Genomic DNA, 19794 nt, shown 5'->3' with positions numbered 1-19794 from the left:
TCCGGGGCAGCCTGGCGATCCGGCGCAACTCTCCACTACGGAGGCTCAGCCGCGCAGGTGGCCGTCCCCGGTCACCACGTACTTGGTGGAGGTCAGCTCGGGCAGGCCCATCGGCCCGCGGGCGTGCAGCTTCTGTGTGGAGATGCCGATCTCGGCGCCGAAGCCGAACTCCCCGCCGTCGGTGAACCGGGTCGAGGCGTTGACCATCACGGCCGCCGCGTCCACCCGGGCCACGAACTCCCGGGCGGCGGTGGCCGAGTCCGTGACGATCGCCTCGGTGTGCCCCGTGCCGTACCGCCGGATGTGCGCGACCGCCACGTCGAGCGAGTCGACGACGGCGACCGAGATGTCCGCGGAGAGGTATTCGGTGGCGAAGTCCTCGTCGGTGGCCGGCACCACCGCCGGCGAGTGGGGCGCGACGCGGTCGTCGCCGTGCACGGTCACGCCCGCGTCGGCGAACGCGGCCAGCACCGGCGGCAGGAAGGCGTCGGCCACCGCCGCGTGCACCAGCAGCGACTCGGCGGTGTTGCAGGTGGACAGCCGCTGCGTCTTGGCGTTCAGCGTGATCGCGACCGCCTTCGCCAGATCGGCGGCGGCGTCGACGTAGACGTGGCAGTTGCCGACGCCGGTCTCGATGACCGGCACCGTCGACTCCTCCACCACCGTGCGGATCAGGGACGCGCCGCCGCGCGGGATCAGCACGTCGACCAGGCCACGGGCGCGCATCAGCTCCTTGACCGAGTCGCGGGTGCTGGCGTCGAGCAGTTGCACCGCGTCCGCCGGCAGGCCCGCGCCGGAGACGGCGTCGCGCAGCACCGCGACCAGGGCGGCGTTGGAGTGCGCCGCCGACGAGGAGCCGCGCAGCAGCGCCGCGTTGCCGGACTTCAGGCAGATTCCGGCGGCGTCGACGGTCACGTTCGGCCGGGCCTCGTAGATGATGCCCACCACGCCGAACGGTACCCGGATCTGGCGCAGCTCCAGCCCGTTGGGCAGGGTCGAGCCGCGGACCACCTCGCCCACCGGGTCCGGCAGCGCGGCCATCTGCCGCAGCGCGTCGGCGATGCCCGCCACCCGCCCCGCGTCGAGGGCGAGCCGGTCCAGCACGGCCCCGCTCAGCCCGGCCGCGCGCCCGGCCGCCACGTCCGCCTCGTTCGCCGCCAGGATCTCCGGCGTACGCGCCACCAGCGCGTCGGCCATCGCGACCAGCGCGGCGTCCTTGGCCGTACGCGTGGCGACGGCCAGCGCCTCCGCCGCCGTACGCGCCCGTCGGGCCTGCTCGCTCACGCTCATCGCCGCACTCATCTCCTCAGTCGTTAGGAAGGGCCCCTTGCTATACAGAATCCGATAACAAGGTGCCCTTCCTTACAGCAGTACCAGGTCGTCGCGGTGGACGACCTCCCGTTCGTACGCCGGGCCGAGCGCCGCGGCGAGTTCCGAGGTCGACCGGCCGAGCAGCCCGGGCAGCTCGACCGCGTCGTAGTTGACCAGCCCCCGGGCGACCGGCGCGCCCTCGACGTCCACCAGGTCGACCGGGTCGCCGGCGGTGAACGCCCCGTCCACGGCCGTGATCCCGGCGGGCAGCAGCGACTTGCGCCGGCCCACCACCGCGGCGACCGCGCCCGGGTCGAGGTGCAGCCGCCCCCGGGGCGAGGTGGCGTGGGCCAGCCAGAAGAGCCGGGCCGCCGGGCGCCGGCGGCTCGGGTGGAACAGGGTGCCGACCGGCTCGCCGGCCAGCGCCGGGGCGGCCAGCGGCGCGGCGGTCAGCACCACCGGGATGCCGAAGCCGGTGGCGATCCGGGCCGCCTCCACCTTCGTCACCATGCCGCCGGTGCCCACCCCGGCCCGCCCCGCGCCGCCGATGTCGACGCCACTCAGGTCCCGCTCGTCGCGCACCTCGCTGATCCGGCTGGAGCCCGGGCGGGTGGGGTCGCCGGTCCAGAGGGCGTCCACGTCCGAGAGGAGCACCAGCAGGTCGGCGTGGACCAGGGCGGCGACGAGGGCGGCCAGCCGGTCGTTGTCGCCGAACCGGATCTCCTCGGTGGCCACCGTGTCGTTCTCGTTGACGATCGGCACGGCCCGCAGGTCGAGCAGCTTGCGCAGGGTGCGGTACGCGTTGCGGTAGTGCGCCCGCCGGGTCACGTCGTCGACGGTGAGCAGCACCTGCCCGACGGTCAGCCCGTGCCGGGCGAAGGCGGTCGCGTACCGGCCGATGAGCAGGCCCTGCCCGACGCTGGCGGCGGCCTGCTGGGTGGCGAGGTCGCGCGGGCGCCGGGCCAGCCCGAGCGGGGCGAGGCCGGCGGCGATCGCGCCGGAGCTGACCAGCACGACCTCGCGGCCGTCGGCGGCGAGTGCGCCGAGGGTGCCGACGAGCGCGTCGACCCGCCCGTCGTCCAGCCCGCCGGCGGCGGTGGTCAACGAGGAGGATCCGATCTTGACGACGACCCGTCGGGCCGCCGTGACTGCGTCGCGCACCCGCCTATTCTGCGTGGTCGGTGCGGGCGCGCCCCGTCGCGTTCTCATATCGTGGCGGGTCGTGAGACCTGACGAGTACGTCGAGGCGGTGCTGGAACTGGTCGAGCGGATCCCGCCCGGCCGGGTGATGTCGTACGGGGCGGTCGCCGACGCGCTGGCCGAGCGCTCGGGACGGGCGTCGGCCCGGCTGGTCGGCTCGATCATGGCCCGGCACGGCGGCGGGGTGCCCTGGCACCGGGTGGTGAACGCGGCCGGCCGCCTGCCGCCCGGTCACGAGCGGGAGGCGCGGGCCCGGCTGCGCGCCGAGGGCACGCCGCTGCGCGGCGACGGGGTGGACATGCGGGCGGCGGGCTGGTCCCCGGAAGAGGGGATGTGACCAACGCCATAACATGAGTAACATTCGGCCCCATGGACGCGCCGCCGGGTGGAGCCGGCTCGCCGGGCGCCGCCGCGCCGGCCGTCCCGGTGCCGACGGCCGCCGGCCCGCCCGCGCCGGGTGGGCTGCCGCGTCGGGTGCACGCGGGGTACGCGCTCGGTTCGCTGGCCACCGGCGCGTTCGGCACCGTGCCCGGGCTGCTCCTGCTGCCCTACCTGACCGACACCCTCGGGGTCGCGGCGGGCGCGGCCGCCCTGCTGGTGCTCCTGCCGAAGGCGTGGGACGTGCTGGTCAACCCGGTCGCCGGCCGCATCTCCGACCGCACCCGGTCGCGCTGGGGCGCCCGCCGGCCGTACCTGCTGGGCGCCGGGGTGGCGCTCGGCGTGCTCTTCGCCGCCATCTTCGCCGCGCCGTTCGGGGCCGGGCCGGCCGCCGGGGCGTACGTCGCCGTCGCCTTCCTCGCCACCGCCACCGCGTTCGCCTTCTTCCAGGTGCCGTACGTGGCGATGCCGGCCGAGCTGACCGGCGACTACGCGGAACGTACCCGGCTGATGAGCTGGCGGATCGCGGTGCTGGCGCTGGCCATCCTCGTCTCCGGGGCGGTGGCCCCGCTGGTGCGCGACGCGGGCGGCGGTGGCGTTGCGGGGCACCGTTGGATGGGGCTCTTCGTCGCCGGGCTGATCGTGGCCGGCGCGCTCGGTGCGTTCCTCGGCACCCGGTCCGCCCCCGAGGGCACGGTGGGGGCGAGCGAGCCGACGTTGCGCGCCCAACTCGCCGTCGCCGGGCGCAACCGGCCGTTCCGGGCGTTGCTGGTCTGCTTCGTGGTGCAGTCCGCCGGGGTGGCCACGATCCTCGCCGGGGTCAACTACTTCGCCGACCAGATCCTGCGCGACCCCGAGGGCGGGCCGACCGTCCTGTTCGCCTGCTTCGTCGGGCCGGCGCTGCTGGTGATGCCGCTCTGGACCCGGGTCGGCGCGCGGGTCGGCAAGCCGAGCGCCCTGGTCGCCGCGTCGCTGATCTTCGCGGCGGGCGCGCTGGCCCTGGTCGCCGCGCCGGTGCTGCCGGGGGCGGCGGTCTACCTCCTGGTCGCCCTGGTCGGCGTCGGGTACGCGGGCCAGCAGGTCTTCGCCCTCGCCATGCTCCCGGACTGCATCGCGTACGACACGGCGCGCACCGGCCGGCGGCAGGCCGGCGTGTTCACCGGCCTCTGGACGGCGGGGGAGACCCTCGGGCTGGCCCTCGGTCCGGGCATCTTCGGCCTCGTGCTCCAGCTCAGCGGCTACGTCTCCTCCGACACCGGCACGGCCGCCGCCCAGTCCGACGGCGCCCGCCTCGGCATCCTGCTCGGCTTCACCGTCCTCCCCGCACTCCTGGTGGCCCTGGCCGTCCTCTTCCTCCGCCCCTACGACCTCACCCCCGCCCGCCTCGCCGAAGCCGAGGCCCGAGCCCAGATCCAGGCCGCCTCCCGCCCCGCCGTCGATCCGGTCGGGGTGGGGACGAATGCCGCTGAACCCCACGGAAAGGGCACCACGACTCCATGATCGACGAGAGGCCGGGCCGGAGCGCGCTGCCCGGGAGCGGGGTGCCCGCCGAGCGGGTGCTGGCCGAGCTGCGGGCGCTGCGGGGCGCTGACCGGCCCACGCACGGGGGGCGGCTCTTCGCGTACGTCTACGACCCGGCGGTGCCGGGGCTGGACGAGCTGGCCGCCGCCGCGCACGCCGGGAGCGCGCACGTCAACGGGCTCGACCCGACCGCCTTCCCGTCGCTGCTGGCGATGGAGAACGCGCTGGTCGGCGCGGCGGCCCGACTGCTCGGCGGCGGCCCGGGCGGCGCCGCGCCGGACGCCGTCGGCAGCGTCACCAGCGGCGGGACGGAGTCGCTGATCCTGGCCGTGAAGGCCGCCCGGGACGCCCATCCGGAGATCGCCGCGCCCCGGATCGTGGTGCCGGCCAGCGCGCACGCCGCGTTCGCCAAGGCGGCGCACTACCTGCGGGTCGCGCTGGACCCGGTGCCCGTGTCGGCGGCCACGCTCCGGCCCGCCGCCGCCGACGTGGCCGCCGCCATCGGCCCGGAGACCGTCCTCGTGGCCTGCTCCGCCCCCTCGTACGCGCACGGCGTCGTCGACCCGGTCACCGAGATCGCCGGGGTGGCCGCCGAGGCCGGGGTGCGCTGCCACGTTGACGCCTGCTTCGGCGGCTGGACCCTGCCGTACCTGCGCCGGCTCGGGGCGCCCGTACCGCCGTTCGACTTCGCCGTCCCCGGGGTCACCTCGATCTCGGTCGACCTGCACAAGTACGCGTACGCCCCGAAGGGCGTGTCGGTGCTGCTGCACCGCGACCCGGCGCTGCGCGCCCCGCAGTACTTCGCGTACGCGGACTGGCCCGGCTACACGATGGTCAACCCGGTCATCGCCTCGACCCGCTCCGGCGGCCCGATCGCCGCCGCGTACGCCACCCTGCGCCACCTAGGCGACGACGGCTACCTGCGGCTCGCGGCGGCGACGCGGGACGCCGTGGCCGGGCTGGCCGACGCCGTCCGCGCGGTCGACGGGCTGCGGCTGATGGCCGAGCCGGAGTCGACCGTCGTCTGCCTCACCGCCACCGACCCGGGGCTGGACCTCTTCGTGCTGGTCGACGAGCTGACCGCCCGGGGCTGGCACACCCAGCCCCAGCTCGCGTACGCCGACCTGCCGCCGAGCGTGCACCTGACCGTGACCGCCGCGGTGGCGCCCCGGGTGGCCGAGTTCGGCCCGGCCCTGGCCGACGCGGTGGCCGCCGCCCGGGCGGCCGGGCCGGTCGCGCTCCCCGGCGAGCTGCTCGCCCTCGCCACCACGCTGACCCCCGACGCGCTCACCCCGGACCTGATCGCCGGACTGGCCGCAGGGCTGGGTCTGGGCGACCTGGCCCCGACCGGTGCGGACGCCCCGGCGGGCCCGGTGCCGGGGCGGACGGCGGTGGTGAACACGCTGCTGAACGCCGCGCCGCCCGCGCTGCGGGAACGGCTGCTGGTGGAGTTCGTCGGCCTGCTGCAACGCCCCGCCTGGTGACCGGCGGCGGCGCCCCGTGCCGCCGCCGGTCACCTCCTACCGGGCGCGGTCGGGTCACGCGGCGGGCAGCCTGAGGTCGGTCGGAGCGGTGTTGTCGGCGGGGGTGCGGTCGGCGGGGAAGGCGCCCCCCACGTTCGCCCGGACGGTCAGCGCGAAGCCGGCGAGTGTGCGCGCCGGCCCGCCCGGCGCGACGTCCACCCGCACGCGGAACCGGTACGACCGGGAGCCGCCCGCCGGGATCTGGCTGTCACCCGTGCAGAACATCGTCTTCGTGTCGTCGTTCTGGCCCTGGTGGAAGCAGCCGCCGATGCCGGTGCCGTCGAGGTTGATTGTCGCCTCCACCGGCAGCACCACGATCAGGTCCCCGCTGTCGTAGGCGCGGGTGCCGGCGTTGGCCATGGTGACGTCGAGCCAGCCGGCGTAGGTGCCGCCGGACGGTTGCAGGGTGAGGGCGCGCGGGGCGTCGATCGACAGGTCGACGTACCGGGCCGAGGTCGCCGACGGCGTGCCGCCGGGGCGGGGCCCGGACGGGGCCGGCGCGCCGGTGGTCGGCGCCGGCGTCGCCGTGCGGCTCGGTGTCGCCGAGGGGGTGCCGCTCGGGGCTGCGGGCGGGCTGGACGGTGACGGCTCGGGCGGGGCCGATCCGGTCGAGGGCCGGGCGGAGGGAAGGTCGGTGGGGTCGGTCGCCGTCACGGGTGCGGGCGGCAGACGGACCGCGCTCCCGGCCAGCCCCACCGCGCCGGCCAGCAGGACGACCGCCGTCGCCACCGCCGGGACGGCGGTCCGGTTGCGCAGCCGGCGGTACGCCCGGCGGCGCGGCTCGTCCGGATCAGGGTCGGTGACCTGACGCAGACTGGCCGAGCGCAGTTCGGCGAAGGCGCCCGCCAGCCGGTCGGGACCCAGGTCCCGCTGGTCCATCTCAGTCCACCGTCCTTCGGGTCGGGGGTGCCGCCGGGCGGCTGCCGTCCGGATGCTCCGGGCCGTTGTCGGAGAGGCTGGCGGCGAGTGTCGTGCGGGCGCGGTGCAGCCAGGACTTGACCGTCCCGGGGGCCACCGCGCAGTCCTCGGCGATCTCGCCGACAGTCAGTTCGGCCAGGTAGTACAGCACCACCGCGCGTCGCTGCTGGGCCGGCAGCGTACGGAGCGCGGTGGCGAGCGCGACCCGGTCCGGGCCCGGTCCGTCCACCGCCTCCAGCCGCTGGCGCTGGTGGAACAGCCGGGCCGTTCGCAGCCGGCGCCACCGGCTGACGCCCGCGTTCCAGGCGACCCGGCGGACCCAGGCCACCGGGTCGTCGTAGCGGGCGATCCGGTGCCAGCGCGGCCACGCCCGGCTGAACGCCTCCTGCACCAGGTCCTGGGCCTCGCCCATGTCGCCGACGAACGCGTACAACTGCACCACCAGCGGCTGGAAGTGGTGGCGGTAGACGTCGTCGAAGCCGGGACCGGCATCCTCCACCACCGCGGCCCTCACCTCGATCGTCGGTCGCTCCGTCCCGCGTGGCGGAGGGGTGGTGCGCGGCCGTGGGGTCACCCACGGCCGCGCATCGGTCTGCGTCATTGTCTTCAGTCGGCGGCGGTGACGGTGAACGCGGCGGTGTTGTCGGCCGGGTCGACGTCGAGCCGCTCGCCGTCCCAGCCGAAGACGGCGTACAGCCGCACCGAGCCCGTGCCCAGGTCGCCCGGGGCGACCTCCGCGGGCGCGCGGAGCAGCAGCGACACGGTGCGCTCCTCACCCGGCAGGAACCGCCCGCCGGGCACGGTGCAGGCGCCGGCGCAGGTCTCCTCCGGCTCGATGCCGGCGAGGCTGACCCCGGCCGGCAGCTTCGGCTCCAGCCAGTACGCGTCGTGCGCGGCGTCGCCCGCGACCCGCACGGTCACCGGCAGCCGACCCCGCCAACTCCCGTCCTCCTGCCGGGTCAGGGTCGCCGCCCCCACCGCCAGCGACGCGTCCGTCAGGGTGTCCCAGACGTACGGCTGGGGGTCGCGCAGCGAGCCGGTGGTGGAGCGGAACAGCGTGCTGAACTCGCTGCTGTCGTTGGTCGGGTTGGCGTCCCCGGTCTCGACCGCCACCCGGCCCGACGGGGCGGACATGGCGTGGTCGCGCAGGGTGGTCGACACCCGGAAGTCGACGGTGAACTCTCGGCGCTCACCCGGCTGGAGGTCTCCGCCGGGAACCAGGCAGTAGATCGTGCGCACCGGGTTCGGGCTGCCGGAGAAGCACGGCTCCGCCGGGGTGAGCCCGGCGAAGGCGCCCGGCACCGGCTCGGTGACGGTCAGGTTGAGGGTGCCCGCCTGGGCACCCCGGTAGGTGACGGTCACCGGCAGGCTGCCGGCGTACCCACGATCGGTCGGTTCGAGCACCAGCCGGCCGACCGACACCGACGTGTCGGCGGGCACGGCTGCGGCCTGCGCGGCGGGCACCGCCGTGCCGAGCAGGGCGAGCCCCGCGCCCAGAACGCCGGCGGCGAGCCGACGGGCGATGGTACGTGCCATGTCCGTGTCCTCCAGTTCCCCGTGGTTCCGCCCGCGGCCCTCGCCGTCGGGCGGTGTTACGGGCAAGACACCTGTCACCCCCGGGAACGGTTGCGGCCGGACGAACACGAACTGACGTCGCCTAGCCGACAGTGGGGCGGCCGAAGTCGCGCGGACCGAGCGACCGGTCGGCGGGCCCGGGGGCTGTGGTTGACTGGTGGCGGGGCTCGGGGAAGGGGGCGGTCGTGCAGGTGCCGGGAGTGCTCGGCGAGCCGATCCGGTTCGTGCTGAACTGGGGCCGCCGCTACTCGCTCTGGGTCTTCAACTTCGGCCTGGCCTGCTGCGCGATCGAGTTCATCGCCACCAGCATGGGCCGGCACGACTTCATGCGGCTCGGCGTGATCCCGTTCGCGCACGGCCCCCGGCAGGCCGACCTCATGGTCGTCTCCGGGACGGTCACCGACAAGATGGCCCCCGCGATCAAGCGGCTCTACGACCAGATGCCCGAGCCGAAGTACGTGATCTCGTTCGGCGCCTGCTCCAACTGCGGCGGCCCCTACTGGGACTCCTACTCGGTGACCAAGGGCGTCGACCAGCTCATCCCGGTCGACGTCTACGTGCCCGGCTGCCCGCCCCGGCCAGAGGCGCTGCTGCACGGCATCCTGCGCCTCCAGGAGAAGATCGCCGCCGAGCAGTCCGGGATCGGCGGGGTGCCCCGGCCGGACGCGCTGGCCGCGCCGGTCGACGCCCCGCCCGCCGACGCCGGGTCCACCGGCGCGGTCCCGCGCTCGGCGGAGTCGCTGACCGCCCCGCCGGTTCGCCCGCCCACCCGCTGAGGCGCGTACGGTCCGCGCCGACCCCGGCCGTGTGCCCACCCGCGCCGACCCCGGCCGTCGGGTCGGGAAGGGCCGGTCGGTCGGACGACACCCCCGGGTGGTCGGCGGGGGCTAGCCTGCGCACCATGAGCCAGTCCGCGGACCAGCGTTCCGCCCACATCGTCCACGTGCTCACCGAGGAGTTCGGCGAGTCGATGGCGCTCGACCCGGCCGCCTTCCGGCGCAAGTTCCGCAAGATGGCCGCGTCGCCGTTCGCCTTCTACCGGGGCAGCGCCTCGCTGTTCTACGCCGACCAGCTCGGCGCCTTCGCCGACGACCGGTTCCTTGACGAGCGGACCAGCCGGGTGTGGATCCACGGCGACCTGCACGCGGAGAACTTCGGCACGTACATGAACGCCTCCGGACAGCTCGTGTTCAACGTCAACGACTTCGACGAGGCGTACGTCGGGCCGTTCAGCTGGGACCTGAAGCGCCTGGCGGCCAGCGTGGCCCTGCTCGGCTACGCCAAGGCGCTCTCCGACCGGGCGATCAGCGACCTGGTCGCCGGCTTCGCCGGGTCGTACCTGACGGAGCTGCGGGCCATCGCCGCCGGCGGCGACGACGCGATCGGCTCGATCACCCTGGACAACGCCGACGGGGTGCTGCGCCGGGTGCTCCAGCAGGCCCGGCTCAACACCCGGGTCGACCTGCTCGCCACGCAGACCACCATCGACAACTACGAGCGGCGGTTCTCCCTCGGCGACGGCGTCTTCGAGGTCGACGGCGAGACCCGGGCGAAGGTGTGCGCCGCGTTCGAGCACTACCTCGGCACGTTGCCGGTCTCCTCGGCCCGGCTGCGCCCGGTGGCGGCACACATCAAGGACGTGGTGCTGCGCAAGGGGGTGGGCATCGGCTCGGCCGGGCTGCCGTCGTACAACCTGTTGCTGGAGGGGCACACCCAGGCGCTGGAGAACGACGTCGTCATCTACATGAAGCAGGCCCAGGTGCCGGCGGTCGCCCGGCACATCGCCGACGAGTCGATCGCGGGCTACTTCCAGCACCAGGGGCACCGCACCGCCGAGTCGCAGCGGGCGCTCCAGGCGCACGCCGACCCGTGGCTGGGCTTCACCGAGCTGGACGGGGTCGGCCAGCTCGTCGCCGAGGTCTCCCCGTACGCGGCCGACCTCGACTGGGCCGACGTGAACGAGCCGGAGGAACTGGCCGGGGTGCTGGCCGACCTGGGCCGGGCGGTCGCCCGGATGCACTCGGTCGCCGACGACGAGTCGAGCCACGACCTGGTGGACTACTCCACCGAGGAGGCCATCGTGGCGGCGGTGGACGCCGACGAGGCGGGTTTCGTCGCACACCTCGTCGACTTCGCCCACGCGTACGGGGTGCGGGCCCGGCAGGACCACCAGCTCTTCGTCGACCTGTTCCGCAACGGCCGGCTGCCCGGCCTCTGAGCGGTGTCAGGAGGCGAACTCCAGCACCACCTTGATGTCGTCCGGTTCGGAGGTGTACGCCTCGGCGTACGCCTCCACCGGCACGCGGCGGGTGATCAGCGAGCTGAGCCACGACTGGTCGGCGCGGGTCAGCGCCTCGGCGGCCAGGTCCCAGTGCCGCCGGTTGGCGTTCACCGACCCGAACACCACGTTGTTCTCCAGCACCAGGGCGCGGTTGAGCGCCCCGGCGTCGAAGTCGATGGTCCGCCCGCCGCTGGACACCCCGGTCAGGCAGACGATGCCGGTCGGCCCGGCCTGGCACATCACGTCCAGGACGACGACCGGCGCCCCGGTGCACTCCAGCACCACGTCCGGTGCGAAGTCCAGTTCGCTGACCGGCCCGGTGTGGTAGGTCGCCCCGAGCGCCCGGACCAGCTCCGGCTTCGGCCCGGTGGTGCTGCGGTCCAGCACGTGCACGGCGAGCCCGCGCTGCGTGGCCAGCAACGCGGCCAGCAGGCCGATCGGCCCGGCCCCCGTGACCAGCACGATCTGCGGCTGCCACTTCGCGCGGGCGCCGATCCGCTCGATGTGGTCCCACGCCTTCGCGACCACACTGGTCGGCTCCAGCAGCATGCCGACCGGGGCGAGCGCCCGGTCCAGCCCGACGGCGAACCGGGGTTGCACCCGCCACCGGTCCCGGGCGAAGCCGGGCAGCGCCTTGATGCCGTGCTCGGTGAACTGCCCGTTGCGGCACATGTCCCACTCGCCGACCGCACAGTTCGGGCAGGGCACCGGGTCGGGGCGCCGCACGATGCCGGCCACCAGGTCGCCGGGCTGCAGGGTGCCGGACGGGTCCTCCAGCACCCGGCCCAGCGACTCGTGCCCCAGCACCAGCCGGTCCGTACCGGGGGGCGCCTCGCCGTACTCGCCCGCGATGATCTCGTGGTCGGTGCCGCAGATCCCGACCGACAGCGCCTCGACCAGGATCGAGCCCTCCTCGGGCGACGGCTCGGGATGGTCCTCCACCAGCCGCAGGGAGTCGGCGACACCAGGGGTGACAGTCACAGCACGCACGGCCTCATCTTTCCCCGCCGGCCAGCCCGCCGCCGGGCAAAGCGGCCAGATCGCCCGCGAATCGGCGGGACCGGCCGGGGCCGTCCGCCGCCCGGGGGCCTCGGCTCGCTCCGGCGGGCCCCGCGGAAGAGGCCCTAGGATCAGCGGCATGACTCCGGAAGAGGTCGGCCAGCGGATGGTCGCGCTGCTCGCGCCCGCCGAGGCCACCCCGTCGGTCTCCGGCGGTCAGGCGCACGCCCGCGCCACCGTCGACGTACCCCCGGCGACCTGGCCGGACGCGCTCCGCGCGGCCCGCGACGACGCGGAACTGGCCTGCGACTTCTTCGACTGGCTCTCCGCCGTCGACGAGCTGGCCGGCGGCTTCGACGTGGTGGCGCACCTCTGGTCCACCACCCACCGGCACGGCCTCCTGCTGCGCACCCGCGTGCCCCGCGAGGCGCCGGCCGTCGCCTCGGTGGTCGACGTCTACCCGGGCGCCGCCTGGCACGAGCGGGAGACGCACGAGATGTTCGGCATCGACTTCCCCGGCCACGCCGGGCTGGCGCCGCTGCTGCTGCCGCCCGAGTTCGAGGGTCATCCGCTGCGCAAGGAGTTCGTGCTCGCCTCGCGGGTGGCCAAGCCGTGGCCGGGCGCCAAGGAACCGGGCGAGTCCGAGGCCGGGGGCGGGCGCCGACCGGTCCGCCCGCCGGGCGTGCCCGCGCCGGGGGAGTGGGGGACGACGCCGACGCCGGCCGGCGCGGGCGGTGCCGGCGAGGGCCCGCGCGGCGGCGTCCCGGCCCGCCCGGCCCGGGAGCGGCCCGCCCGGCCGGCCCCGGGGGCCCGTCCGGCCCGTACCGCCCGGCCCGCCGGCGGTCCGGCGCCGGCCGACCCGACCGCCGAGGCTCCGGCGCCGGCCGACCAGACCGCTGCCGACGGTCCGGGGGCAGCCGGCCCGACCGCCGCGGACGCCGGTCCACTGCCGGGTGCGCCCGGCGGTCGCGGCGAGGGGGCCGCCCGCTCCGGACCGCCGGCCGACCGGCCGTCCGGGCAGGGGCCGGCCGCGACCGAGCGGGCCGACGACGGAGGTACGCCCTGATGCCGCTGTGGTTGGAGCTGGTGATCCGGGTGGGTGGCGTGCTCGTCGCCTTCCTGACGCTGCCGCTGCTGGTCGGCCAGGCCGAGCACAAGGTGATGGCGCACATGCAGGGTCGGCTCGGCCCGATGTACGCGGGCGGCTTCCACGGCTGGGCCCAGCTGGTCGCCGACGGCGTGAAGTTCGTGCAGAAGGAGGACGTCACGCCCCGGGAGGCGGACCGGGCGGTCTTCCGGCTCGCTCCGGCGGTGGCGCTCGTGCCCTACCTGCTGGTCCTGCTGGTGATCCCGCTCGGCCCGGACGACCTGGTCGGGCAGCCGCTCGACATCGGCCTGTTCTTCGTGCTGGCCGTCGTCGGGGTGGGCGTGCTGGCGGTGCTGATGTCGGCGTGGGCGTCGGCCAACAAGTACAGCCTGCTCGGCGGGCTGCGCGGGGCGGCCCAGCTGCTCGGCTACGAGCTGCCGCTGGTGCTGGCCGCCGCGTCGGTGGCGATGGCCGCCGGCACGCTGAGCCTCTCCGGGATCGTGGCGGCGTGGCAGCCGTGGTGGCTGCTCTGGCAGGCCCCCGCCATGGTCGTCTTCTTCCTCGCCGGGCTCGCCGAGATCCGCCGCCCGCCGTTCGACATGCCGATCGCCGACTCGGAGCTGGTCTTCGGCTACATGACCGAGTACACGGGCCTGCGGTTCGCCTTCTTCCTGCTCGCCGAGTACGTCGGCATCGTGGTGATCGCGGCGCTCACCACCGTGCTCTTCCTCGGCGGCTGGCAGGGGCCGTTCGCCGATGCGCAGCTCGGCTGGCTGTGGACCCTGCTGAAGGTCTTCGCCGTCTCGTTCGTGATCATCTGGCTCCGGGTGTCCTACCCCCGCCTGCGCGAGGACCAGCTCCAGCGCCTCTGCTGGCTCATCCTGGTCCCCGTCTCCCTGGGCCAGCTCGTCCTGACCGCCGCCGTCCGCGTCGCGCTGTAAGGAAGGGCACCTTCCTAACGTATTCGGTATAGGAAGGGCCCCTTCCTTACACCTCGGCCGGGTGCCGGCTCAGCGCAGCGGGGTGTGGGCGGGGTCGACCCGTTCCGCCGGCGGGGGCGGCGGGGGCGGGGTGCCGTTGCCGAAGGGGCGACCACCGAGGGCCTCCCGGCCGTGCGGGGTGAGCCAGTTCCCCAGGTCAGGGCCGAGCGGCACCACCCCGGTCGGGTTGATGTCGCGGTGCACCTCGTAGTAGTGCCGCTTGATGTGGTCGAAGTCCACCGTGTCGCCGAAGCCGGGGGTCTGGAACAGGTCCCGGGCGTACGCCCAGAGCACCGGCATCTCGGTCAGCTTGCTCCGGTTGCACTTGAAGTGGCCGTGGTAGACCGGGTCGAAGCGGACCAGCGTGGTGAACAGCCGCACGTCGGCCTCGGTGATGGTGTCGCCGACCAGGTAGCGCTGCCCGGCCAGCCGGTCGCTCAGCCAGTCCAGCCGGTCGAAGAGCCGGTGGTACGCCTTCTCGTACGCCCCCTGGTCGCCGGCGAAGCCGCACCGGTAGACGCCGTTGTTGACATCCCGGAACAGGATCGCGCTCAGCTCGTCGATCTCGTCGCGCAGCCGCTCCGGGTACAGCTCGGGCGCGCCCGCCCGGTGGTACGCCGTCCACTCGGTGGACAGGTCGAGGCTCATCTGCCCGAAGTCGTTGGTGACCACCTGCCCGGTCGGCACGTCCACGATCGCCGGCACGGTGATGCCGCGCTCGTAGCCGGGGAACCGCGCGAAGTACGCCTCCGCCAGCCGCTCGATGCCGAGCACCGGGTCGCGCCCGCCCGGGTCCAGGTCGAACGTCCAGCTCCGCTTGTCGTGGGTCGGGCCGGCCACCGCCATCGAGATCGCGTCCTCCAGCCCGAGCAGCCGCCGGACGATGATCAGCCGGTTCGCCCACGGGCAGGCGCGGCTGACGGCCAGCCGGTACCGGCCGGACTGCACCGGCCAGCCGTCCCGGCCGTCGGCGGTGATCCGGGTGGCGATGTAACGCTGGTCCCGGGTGAACTCGCCGCCCGGCTCGACGTACCTGCCGCCGGTCCGCATCAGCACCTCGTCGCCGCTGGCCGTGCCGCCGCTGCGGCCCTCGGTGGTGTCGCCCACGCCCGCTCCCTCCGCCGTCGCCTGTCGCTCGTCCCATCATGGCGGTTCCGTCGCCCGCCGGCGCACCGAGCGCCAACCCTTCGCCGGCGCACCGAGCGCCAGCCCGCTGCGCCCGCGGGCTCCTCCCGGCACGGCCGGCGTCCGGGTCGGGCCGCGCGGCCGGCGGTTACGCTGCCGCGATGACCGATGTGGAGGCGACGGCCCGGCGCTTCATCGCCGACGTGTGGAACGCCGCGCGGGAGGAGTCGGCGTACGAGCTGATCGCGCCGGAGTGCCCGGGGCTGGGCGGCGACGGCCCGGAGGCGACGCTCGCGTGGCACCGGGAACGCCGCGCCGCCTTTCCCGACCTGCGCTACAAGATCGTGGACGTGGTGGCCGCCGGGGACCGGGTGGCGGTGCACTGGCGGGCAGCCGGCACCCAGGTCGGCCGGTTCGGGCCGGTGCCGCCGACCGGACAGGTCGTCAGCTACTCGGGGGCGAGTTTCCTGCGCTTCGACGACGCCGGCCGGATCGTCGACGTGTGGAGCTGCAACGAGCTGTTCCAACTCCTCCAGCAGCTCGGCGTCGAGATGCTCCCGCCCGCCGCGGGTGGGATCAGCGGGACCTCGGCATGATCCTGCTGAGCGGGATGTCGATCTCCCACGGCTCCGGAACCAGGATGCCGTCGGTCATCCGGGCCTGCTCGACGTAGACGCGCTTCGCCGGGTCGAGCTTGTGGGTGTGCACGACGATCCCCGACTCGGTCTCGATCCGCCAGAAGTAGGGGATGTCCGCCTCGGCGTAGAGCGCGGGCTTGAGCACCCGGTCGATGCTCCGCGACCCCTCCGAGACGATCTCGACCACCAGCATCACCTCGTGCGGGCGGTAGTGCGAGGGGTTGCGCGAGGCCGAGTCCAGCTCGGTGACCAGCACGTCGGGGATGAACGCCCGGGTCCGGGAGAGTCGCACCTCGACGCCCTGCGTGACGTCGAGGTCGGGCGGGCAGGTCTCCTGAAGAGCCGCACCGAGCATCAGTGCGATCGACTGGTGGAGTCGCGTGGGGGAGGGCGACATGATGGGGTTGCCGTCCAGGAGTTCGTGACGGCGGCCGTCGTCAGGCAAGCGGTCGAGATCGTCGGCCGTCCACTCGCCCGGCGGCGGATAGTCGTCGTGCAGCGCGGCGGTCATGGCGAGCCCTTTCCGGTGCGTCGTTCTCCCCAGGGTCACGCTACTCTCACCGACCCCCGGGTGGTGGTCGCGCGCGGGGGGGGCCACAGGGCAGGATGGTCGGCATGACCGACCGCAGCGAGCGCAGCGAGCCGGGCGGCGCCGGCCCAGAACGTGGCCTGCCGGGCGCGGGCCTGGTCAAGGGGCTCGCGGTCACGCTGAAGACGATGACCCGCCGCTCGACCACCCAGCAGTACCCGGACGTCGCCCCCGAGCTGCCGCCCCGCTCGCGCGGGGTGATCGCGCTGCTGGAGGAGAACTGCACGGTCTGCATGCTCTGCGCCCGGGAGTGCCCGGACTGGTGCATCTACATCGACTCCCACAAGGAGGAGGTGGCGGTGCCCGGCGCCGCCCGCCCCCGCCAGCGCAACGTGCTCGACCGATTCGACATCGACTTCTCGCTCTGCATGTACTGCGGCATCTGCGTGGAGGTCTGCCCCTTCGACGCGCTCTACTGGTCCCCGGAGTTCGAGTACGCCGAGTACGACATCAAGGACCTGCTGCACGACAAGGACCACCTGGGGCAGTGGATGGGCACCGTGCCGCCGCCGCCCGCGCACGACCCGAACGGCGAGCCGGCCAAGGAGGAGACCGCCGCCGCGCGCAAGGCCGCGGTTCCGGCCACCCCCGCCGCCCGTCCGGCCGCCCCGCCCGTACGTCCCGAGCCCGAGGCCGGCGCATGACCGGTGTGGACGTGCTGCTGCTCGCCCTCGGCGCGGTGGCGGTCGGTTCGGGGGTGCTGGTGGTGGCCACCCGGCACCTGGTCCGGGCCGGCCTCTACCTGGTGGTCTGCCTCGGCGCGCTGGCCGGGATGTACCTGGTGCTCACCGCCGAGCTGGTGGCCTGGGTGCAGGTGCTGATCTACGTCGGCGCGGTGGTGGTGCTGCTGCTCTTCGCGGTGATGCTCACCCGCGCCCCGATCGGCGCCTCCGACGACCTGGACCGGCCCGGCTGGCCCGCGGCGCTGATCGGCGGGGGCACCGGGTTGGGCCTGGCGGCCCTGCTGGTCGACGCCTACCGCTGGACGGCCGTGGACCTGCCCGACGCGGGCACCGCGGAACGCCTGGGCGACCAGATCTTCCGGAGCTGGGTGCTCCCGTTCGAGGTGCTCTCGGTGCTGCTGCTGGCCGCTCTGGTCGGGGCCATCGTGCTCTCCCGTCCCGACATCGGCCGGCCGAAGGACGGGCCGGGCACCGACCGGTCCGACAGCGGCAGGCCGAAGACCGACCGGCCGGGCGCGGCCCGGCCCGGTGGGCGGCCGGGCGCGGCGGTCACCGGGGGCGGTCCGGGCGGCGACGGCGGGCGGTCGCGGTGAGGCCCGTCATCCCGTACGTCACCGCCGGGCTGCTGTTCGGCCTCGGCGTCTACGGCGTGCTGCGTCGGCGTAACGCGGTGCTGGTGCTGATGGCCGTCGAGCTGATGCTCAACGCGGTCAACCTGATCCTGGTCACCGCCGACACCACCGTGCGGTCGCAGTTGCCGCACGGCGGGCAGGTCTTCGCGCTCTTCGTGATCGTGCTGGCCGCCGCCGAGATCGGGGTCGGCCTGGCGATCGTGCTCCAGCTCTACCGGCTCCGGGCCAGCGTCGCCGTCGACGAGGTCCCGCTGACCGAGCGCCCGCCGGCCGCACGTCCGGCCGGGCCGGCCGCGGCCGGGGTCGCCGGCGGGACCGCCGCCCGGCCCGGGTCCGCCGCCGGGACCGACGCCCGGCCCGGGCCCGACCGTCCGGAGGGGGAGCGGTGAGCACGACCACGACGCTCGGCGCGCTGCTTCCGGCCGTACCGCTGGTCGCGGGCCTGCTCGGCCTGCTGCTGCCGCCCTCGCCGCGCGGCGCCGGGACGGGCGGGGACCGGGCCCGCCGGACGGCGATCGCGCTCGGCGTGGCCGGGGCGGCCGGCGCGCTGGCGCTCGCCGTCGCCCTGCTGGTCGCCCTCGACCGGCCGGCCGAGGCGTCCACCACCTGGGTCGACCTGGGCGGGCTGACCGTGACCCTCGGGGTCCGGCTCGACTCGGCCGCCGCGCTGGTGGCCGTCGCGGTCGCCGCGGTGGCCCTGGCCGTGCAGGTCTACTCGATCGGCTACCTGCGCCGGGGTCCGCACGACGACGTCGACGCCGACCACCGCTACCCGCCGTACGCGGCGCAGATCAGCCTCTTCACCGCCGCCATGCTGCTGGTGGTGGTCGCCGGTGACCTGATCCTGCTGCTGGTCGGCTGGGAGGTGATGGGCATCTGCTCCTATTTGCTCATCGCCCACGACCGCCGGCTGCCCGAGGCGCCGGCCGCCGCGATGAAGGCGTTCCTGGTGACCCGCGTCGGCGACGTCGGCTTCCTGCTCGGCATCGCGCTGCTGGGCGTCTCGGCCGGCAGCTTCCGGATCGCCGACGTGCTCGCGCACGACCACGGCACCGGCACGCTGACCGCCGCCTGCCTGCTGCTGCTCGCCGGGGTTGCCGGCAAGAGCGCCCAGTTCCCGCTGCACACCTGGCTGCCGGACGCGATGGCCGGCCCGACGCCGATCTCGGCGCTGATCCACGCCGCCACCATGGTCGCCGCCGGCGTGTACGCGGTGACCCGCCTCTACCCGCTGTTCGAGGCGGCCCCGGTCGCGCTGGCCGTGCTGGGGGTCATGGCCTCCGTCACCCTGCTGCTCGGCGCGTTCGCCGCCACCGCGCAGGACGACCTCAAGCGGGTGCTGGCCTGGTCGACGGTCTCCCAGATCGGCTACATGACCGGCGCGCTCGCGGTCGGCTCGACTCCCGCCGCGCTGTTCCACCTGCTCACGCACGCCGCGTTCAAGGCGCTGCTCTTCCTCGCCGCCGGCGCGGTGATCCACGCGGTCGGCACCACGCTGATGTCCCGGATGGGTGGGCTGCGCCACGCCATGCCGGTCACCTTCTGGTGCACGGTGGTCGGCCTGGGCGCCCTGGCCGGGCTGCCCCCGCTGTCCGGCTTCTGGAGCAAGGACGGCGTGCTCGCCGCCGCCGGGGAGGCCGCCCTGCACGGCACCGGCCCGGCCCCGTCCTGGGTGGGCTGGCTGGTCTGGCTCGCCGGGCTGGTCGGCGTCGCGGTCACCGCCTGGTACGCCACCCGCCTGCTGCTGCGCACCTTCTTCGGCGAGACGCGGATCCCGCTGGCCCACCCGCACGACCCGCCCGCCGTGATGCGCTGGCCGGTGCTGCTGCTCGCCGTGCCGGCCGCCCTGCTCGGCCTCGCCGGCTTCGACTGGGCCTTCGCCCGCCGGCTGCTGCTCACGCCCACCGCCGGCGCGCCGGCCGGGGAGCACGCCCTGATCCACGTCGGCCCGGAACTGCTGCTGCCGCTGGCACTGCTGGCCGTCGGGGCGGGGCTGGCCTGGCTCCGCTGGCGGCGGGACCCGGCCGCCGACCCGGCGACCGCGCTGGGCCCGCTGCGGCCGGTCTTCGCCGCCGCGTTCCGGCTCGACGACGTCCAGCGTGCCCTGGTCGTACGTTCGACGACGGCGTTGGCCCGGGCGACGCGTACGACCGACGAGGTGGTGGTGGACGGCGCGGTCGAGGGCAGCGGCCGGGCCGCGCTCGGCCTCGGCAGCGGGCTGGCGGCCCTGCACCGGGCCGCGCTGCCGCGCGCGGCAGCCGGGGTGCTCGCCGGCGCGCTGCTGATCGGGCTGGCCGCCGCCCTGATCGGAGGGGCGCCGTGAGCGCGAGGAGTGAGCCGGGTTTGCGAGCCCC

At 75.1% G+C, this 19794-nt stretch carries 19 protein-coding genes and 1 pseudogene; 12 read left to right on the top strand and 8 right to left on the bottom strand.

Annotated features, from left to right (window positions below):
- Positions 1-45 precede the first annotated feature (45 nt).
- Positions 46-1290 (bottom strand): glutamate-5-semialdehyde dehydrogenase, encoded by a 1245-nt coding sequence (locus AB0G14_RS01670; RefSeq protein WP_357692651.1) that lies wholly within the window; start codon positions 1288-1290, stop codon positions 46-48.
- Positions 1291-1362: 72 nt separating this feature from the next.
- Positions 1363-2472: a glutamate 5-kinase gene (gene proB / locus AB0G14_RS01665; protein WP_357692649.1), complete on the bottom strand. Its 1110-nt coding sequence runs from the start codon at positions 2470-2472 to the stop codon at positions 1363-1365.
- A 61-nt stretch (positions 2473-2533) separates the two neighbouring features.
- Here proB and AB0G14_RS01660 point away from each other — a divergent pair, with 61 nt between their 5' ends.
- From AB0G14_RS01660 to AB0G14_RS01650, 3 genes are read left to right on the top strand one after another with little or no spacing between them, the layout of a single operon-like run.
- Positions 2534-2848, top strand: a complete 315-nt coding sequence (locus AB0G14_RS01660; RefSeq protein ID WP_350711609.1) for an MGMT family protein — start codon at positions 2534-2536, stop codon at positions 2846-2848.
- Between the two features lie 32 nt (positions 2849-2880).
- Complete coding sequence (locus AB0G14_RS01655; protein WP_357692647.1) at positions 2881-4389, top strand: MFS transporter; 1509 nt, start codon at positions 2881-2883, stop codon at positions 4387-4389.
- On the top strand, positions 4386-5894 hold the full coding sequence (locus tag AB0G14_RS01650; RefSeq protein WP_357692645.1) for an aminotransferase class V-fold PLP-dependent enzyme: 1509 nt from the start codon (positions 4386-4388) through the stop codon (positions 5892-5894). Before AB0G14_RS01655 ends, AB0G14_RS01650 begins: the two co-directional genes overlap by 4 nt.
- Before the next feature lie 54 nt (positions 5895-5948).
- Here AB0G14_RS01650 and AB0G14_RS01645 read toward each other — a convergent pair whose 3' ends face one another.
- The 3 genes from AB0G14_RS01645 to AB0G14_RS01635 all read right to left on the bottom strand — a co-directional run bounded on the left by AB0G14_RS01645 (position 5949) and on the right by AB0G14_RS01635 (position 8387).
- Positions 5949-6812: a hypothetical protein gene (locus tag AB0G14_RS01645; RefSeq protein ID WP_357692643.1), complete on the bottom strand. Its 864-nt coding sequence runs from the start codon at positions 6810-6812 to the stop codon at positions 5949-5951.
- A gap of 1 nt (position 6813) precedes the next feature.
- Positions 6814-7353: a SigE family RNA polymerase sigma factor gene (locus AB0G14_RS01640; protein ID WP_357692641.1), complete on the bottom strand. Its 540-nt coding sequence runs from the start codon at positions 7351-7353 to the stop codon at positions 6814-6816.
- Positions 7354-7457: 104 nt separating this feature from the next.
- Positions 7458-8387, bottom strand: coding sequence for a hypothetical protein (locus AB0G14_RS01635; protein WP_357692639.1), 930 nt, complete (start codon positions 8385-8387; stop codon positions 7458-7460).
- A 224-nt stretch (positions 8388-8611) separates the two neighbouring features.
- Between AB0G14_RS01635 and AB0G14_RS01630 the strand changes: the two genes are divergently transcribed.
- Together AB0G14_RS01630 and AB0G14_RS01625 are read left to right on the top strand one after the other, a co-directional pair.
- On the top strand, positions 8612-9202 hold the full coding sequence (locus tag AB0G14_RS01630) for an NADH-quinone oxidoreductase subunit B family protein (RefSeq protein ID WP_350711598.1): 591 nt from the start codon (positions 8612-8614) through the stop codon (positions 9200-9202).
- A 125-nt stretch (positions 9203-9327) separates the two neighbouring features.
- On the top strand, positions 9328-10644 hold the full coding sequence (locus AB0G14_RS01625; RefSeq protein WP_357692637.1) for a DUF2252 domain-containing protein: 1317 nt from the start codon (positions 9328-9330) through the stop codon (positions 10642-10644).
- A 6-nt stretch (positions 10645-10650) separates the two neighbouring features.
- On the opposite strand, the gene AB0G14_RS01620 is transcribed toward AB0G14_RS01625, so the two are convergent.
- On the bottom strand, positions 10651-11697 hold the full coding sequence (locus tag AB0G14_RS01620) for a glucose 1-dehydrogenase (RefSeq protein ID WP_357692635.1): 1047 nt from the start codon (positions 11695-11697) through the stop codon (positions 10651-10653).
- 148 nt (positions 11698-11845) lie between these two features.
- Here AB0G14_RS01620 and AB0G14_RS01615 point away from each other — a divergent pair.
- Positions 11846-12493, top strand: a pseudogene (locus AB0G14_RS01615) (NADH-quinone oxidoreductase subunit C); the annotation flags it as partial.
- 278 nt (positions 12494-12771) lie between these two features.
- Positions 12772-13734, top strand: a complete 963-nt coding sequence (locus tag AB0G14_RS01610) for a complex I subunit 1 family protein (RefSeq protein ID WP_357692633.1) — start codon at positions 12772-12774, stop codon at positions 13732-13734.
- A gap of 69 nt (positions 13735-13803) precedes the next feature.
- On the opposite strand, the gene AB0G14_RS01605 is transcribed toward AB0G14_RS01610, so the two are convergent.
- Positions 13804-14823 (bottom strand): glutathione S-transferase C-terminal domain-containing protein, encoded by a 1020-nt coding sequence (locus tag AB0G14_RS01605; RefSeq protein WP_357692786.1) that lies wholly within the window; start codon positions 14821-14823, stop codon positions 13804-13806.
- 236 nt (positions 14824-15059) lie between these two features.
- Between AB0G14_RS01605 and AB0G14_RS01600 the strand changes: the two genes are divergently transcribed.
- Positions 15060-15494, top strand: coding sequence for an ester cyclase (locus tag AB0G14_RS01600; RefSeq protein ID WP_357692631.1), 435 nt, complete (start codon positions 15060-15062; stop codon positions 15492-15494).
- Here the strand turns inward: AB0G14_RS01600 and AB0G14_RS01595 are convergent.
- On the bottom strand, positions 15475-16086 hold the full coding sequence (locus AB0G14_RS01595) for a Uma2 family endonuclease (RefSeq protein ID WP_357692629.1): 612 nt from the start codon (positions 16084-16086) through the stop codon (positions 15475-15477). The two genes, AB0G14_RS01600 and AB0G14_RS01595, sit on opposite strands and share 20 nt — an antisense overlap.
- 56 nt (positions 16087-16142) lie before the next feature.
- Between AB0G14_RS01595 and AB0G14_RS01590 the strand changes: the two genes are divergently transcribed.
- Genes AB0G14_RS01590 through AB0G14_RS01575 form a run of 4 tightly spaced genes read left to right on the top strand, consistent with a single transcriptional unit; the run spans position 16143 to position 19763 of the window.
- Positions 16143-16769 (top strand): NADH-quinone oxidoreductase subunit I, encoded by a 627-nt coding sequence (locus AB0G14_RS01590; protein ID WP_357692627.1) that lies wholly within the window; start codon positions 16143-16145, stop codon positions 16767-16769.
- A complete protein-coding gene (locus AB0G14_RS01585; protein ID WP_357692624.1) occupies positions 16766-17401 on the top strand; it encodes an NADH-quinone oxidoreductase subunit J in 636 nt (211 codons plus the stop codon). The genes AB0G14_RS01590 and AB0G14_RS01585 overlap by 4 nt, the downstream gene beginning before the upstream one ends.
- Positions 17398-17829, top strand: a complete 432-nt coding sequence (nuoK, locus tag AB0G14_RS01580) for an NADH-quinone oxidoreductase subunit NuoK (protein WP_357692622.1) — start codon at positions 17398-17400, stop codon at positions 17827-17829. Before AB0G14_RS01585 ends, nuoK begins: the two co-directional genes overlap by 4 nt.
- On the top strand, positions 17826-19763 hold the full coding sequence (locus AB0G14_RS01575) for an NADH-quinone oxidoreductase subunit L (protein WP_357692620.1): 1938 nt from the start codon (positions 17826-17828) through the stop codon (positions 19761-19763). Before nuoK ends, AB0G14_RS01575 begins: the two co-directional genes overlap by 4 nt.
- Positions 19764-19794: the final 31 nt, after the last annotated feature.

It is taken from the genome of Micromonospora sp. NPDC023814 (genome assembly GCF_040639595.1).
Taxonomy (GTDB): Bacteria; Actinomycetota; Actinomycetes; order Mycobacteriales; family Micromonosporaceae; genus Micromonospora.
This window is presented reverse-complemented; position numbering and strand designations above follow the sequence as displayed.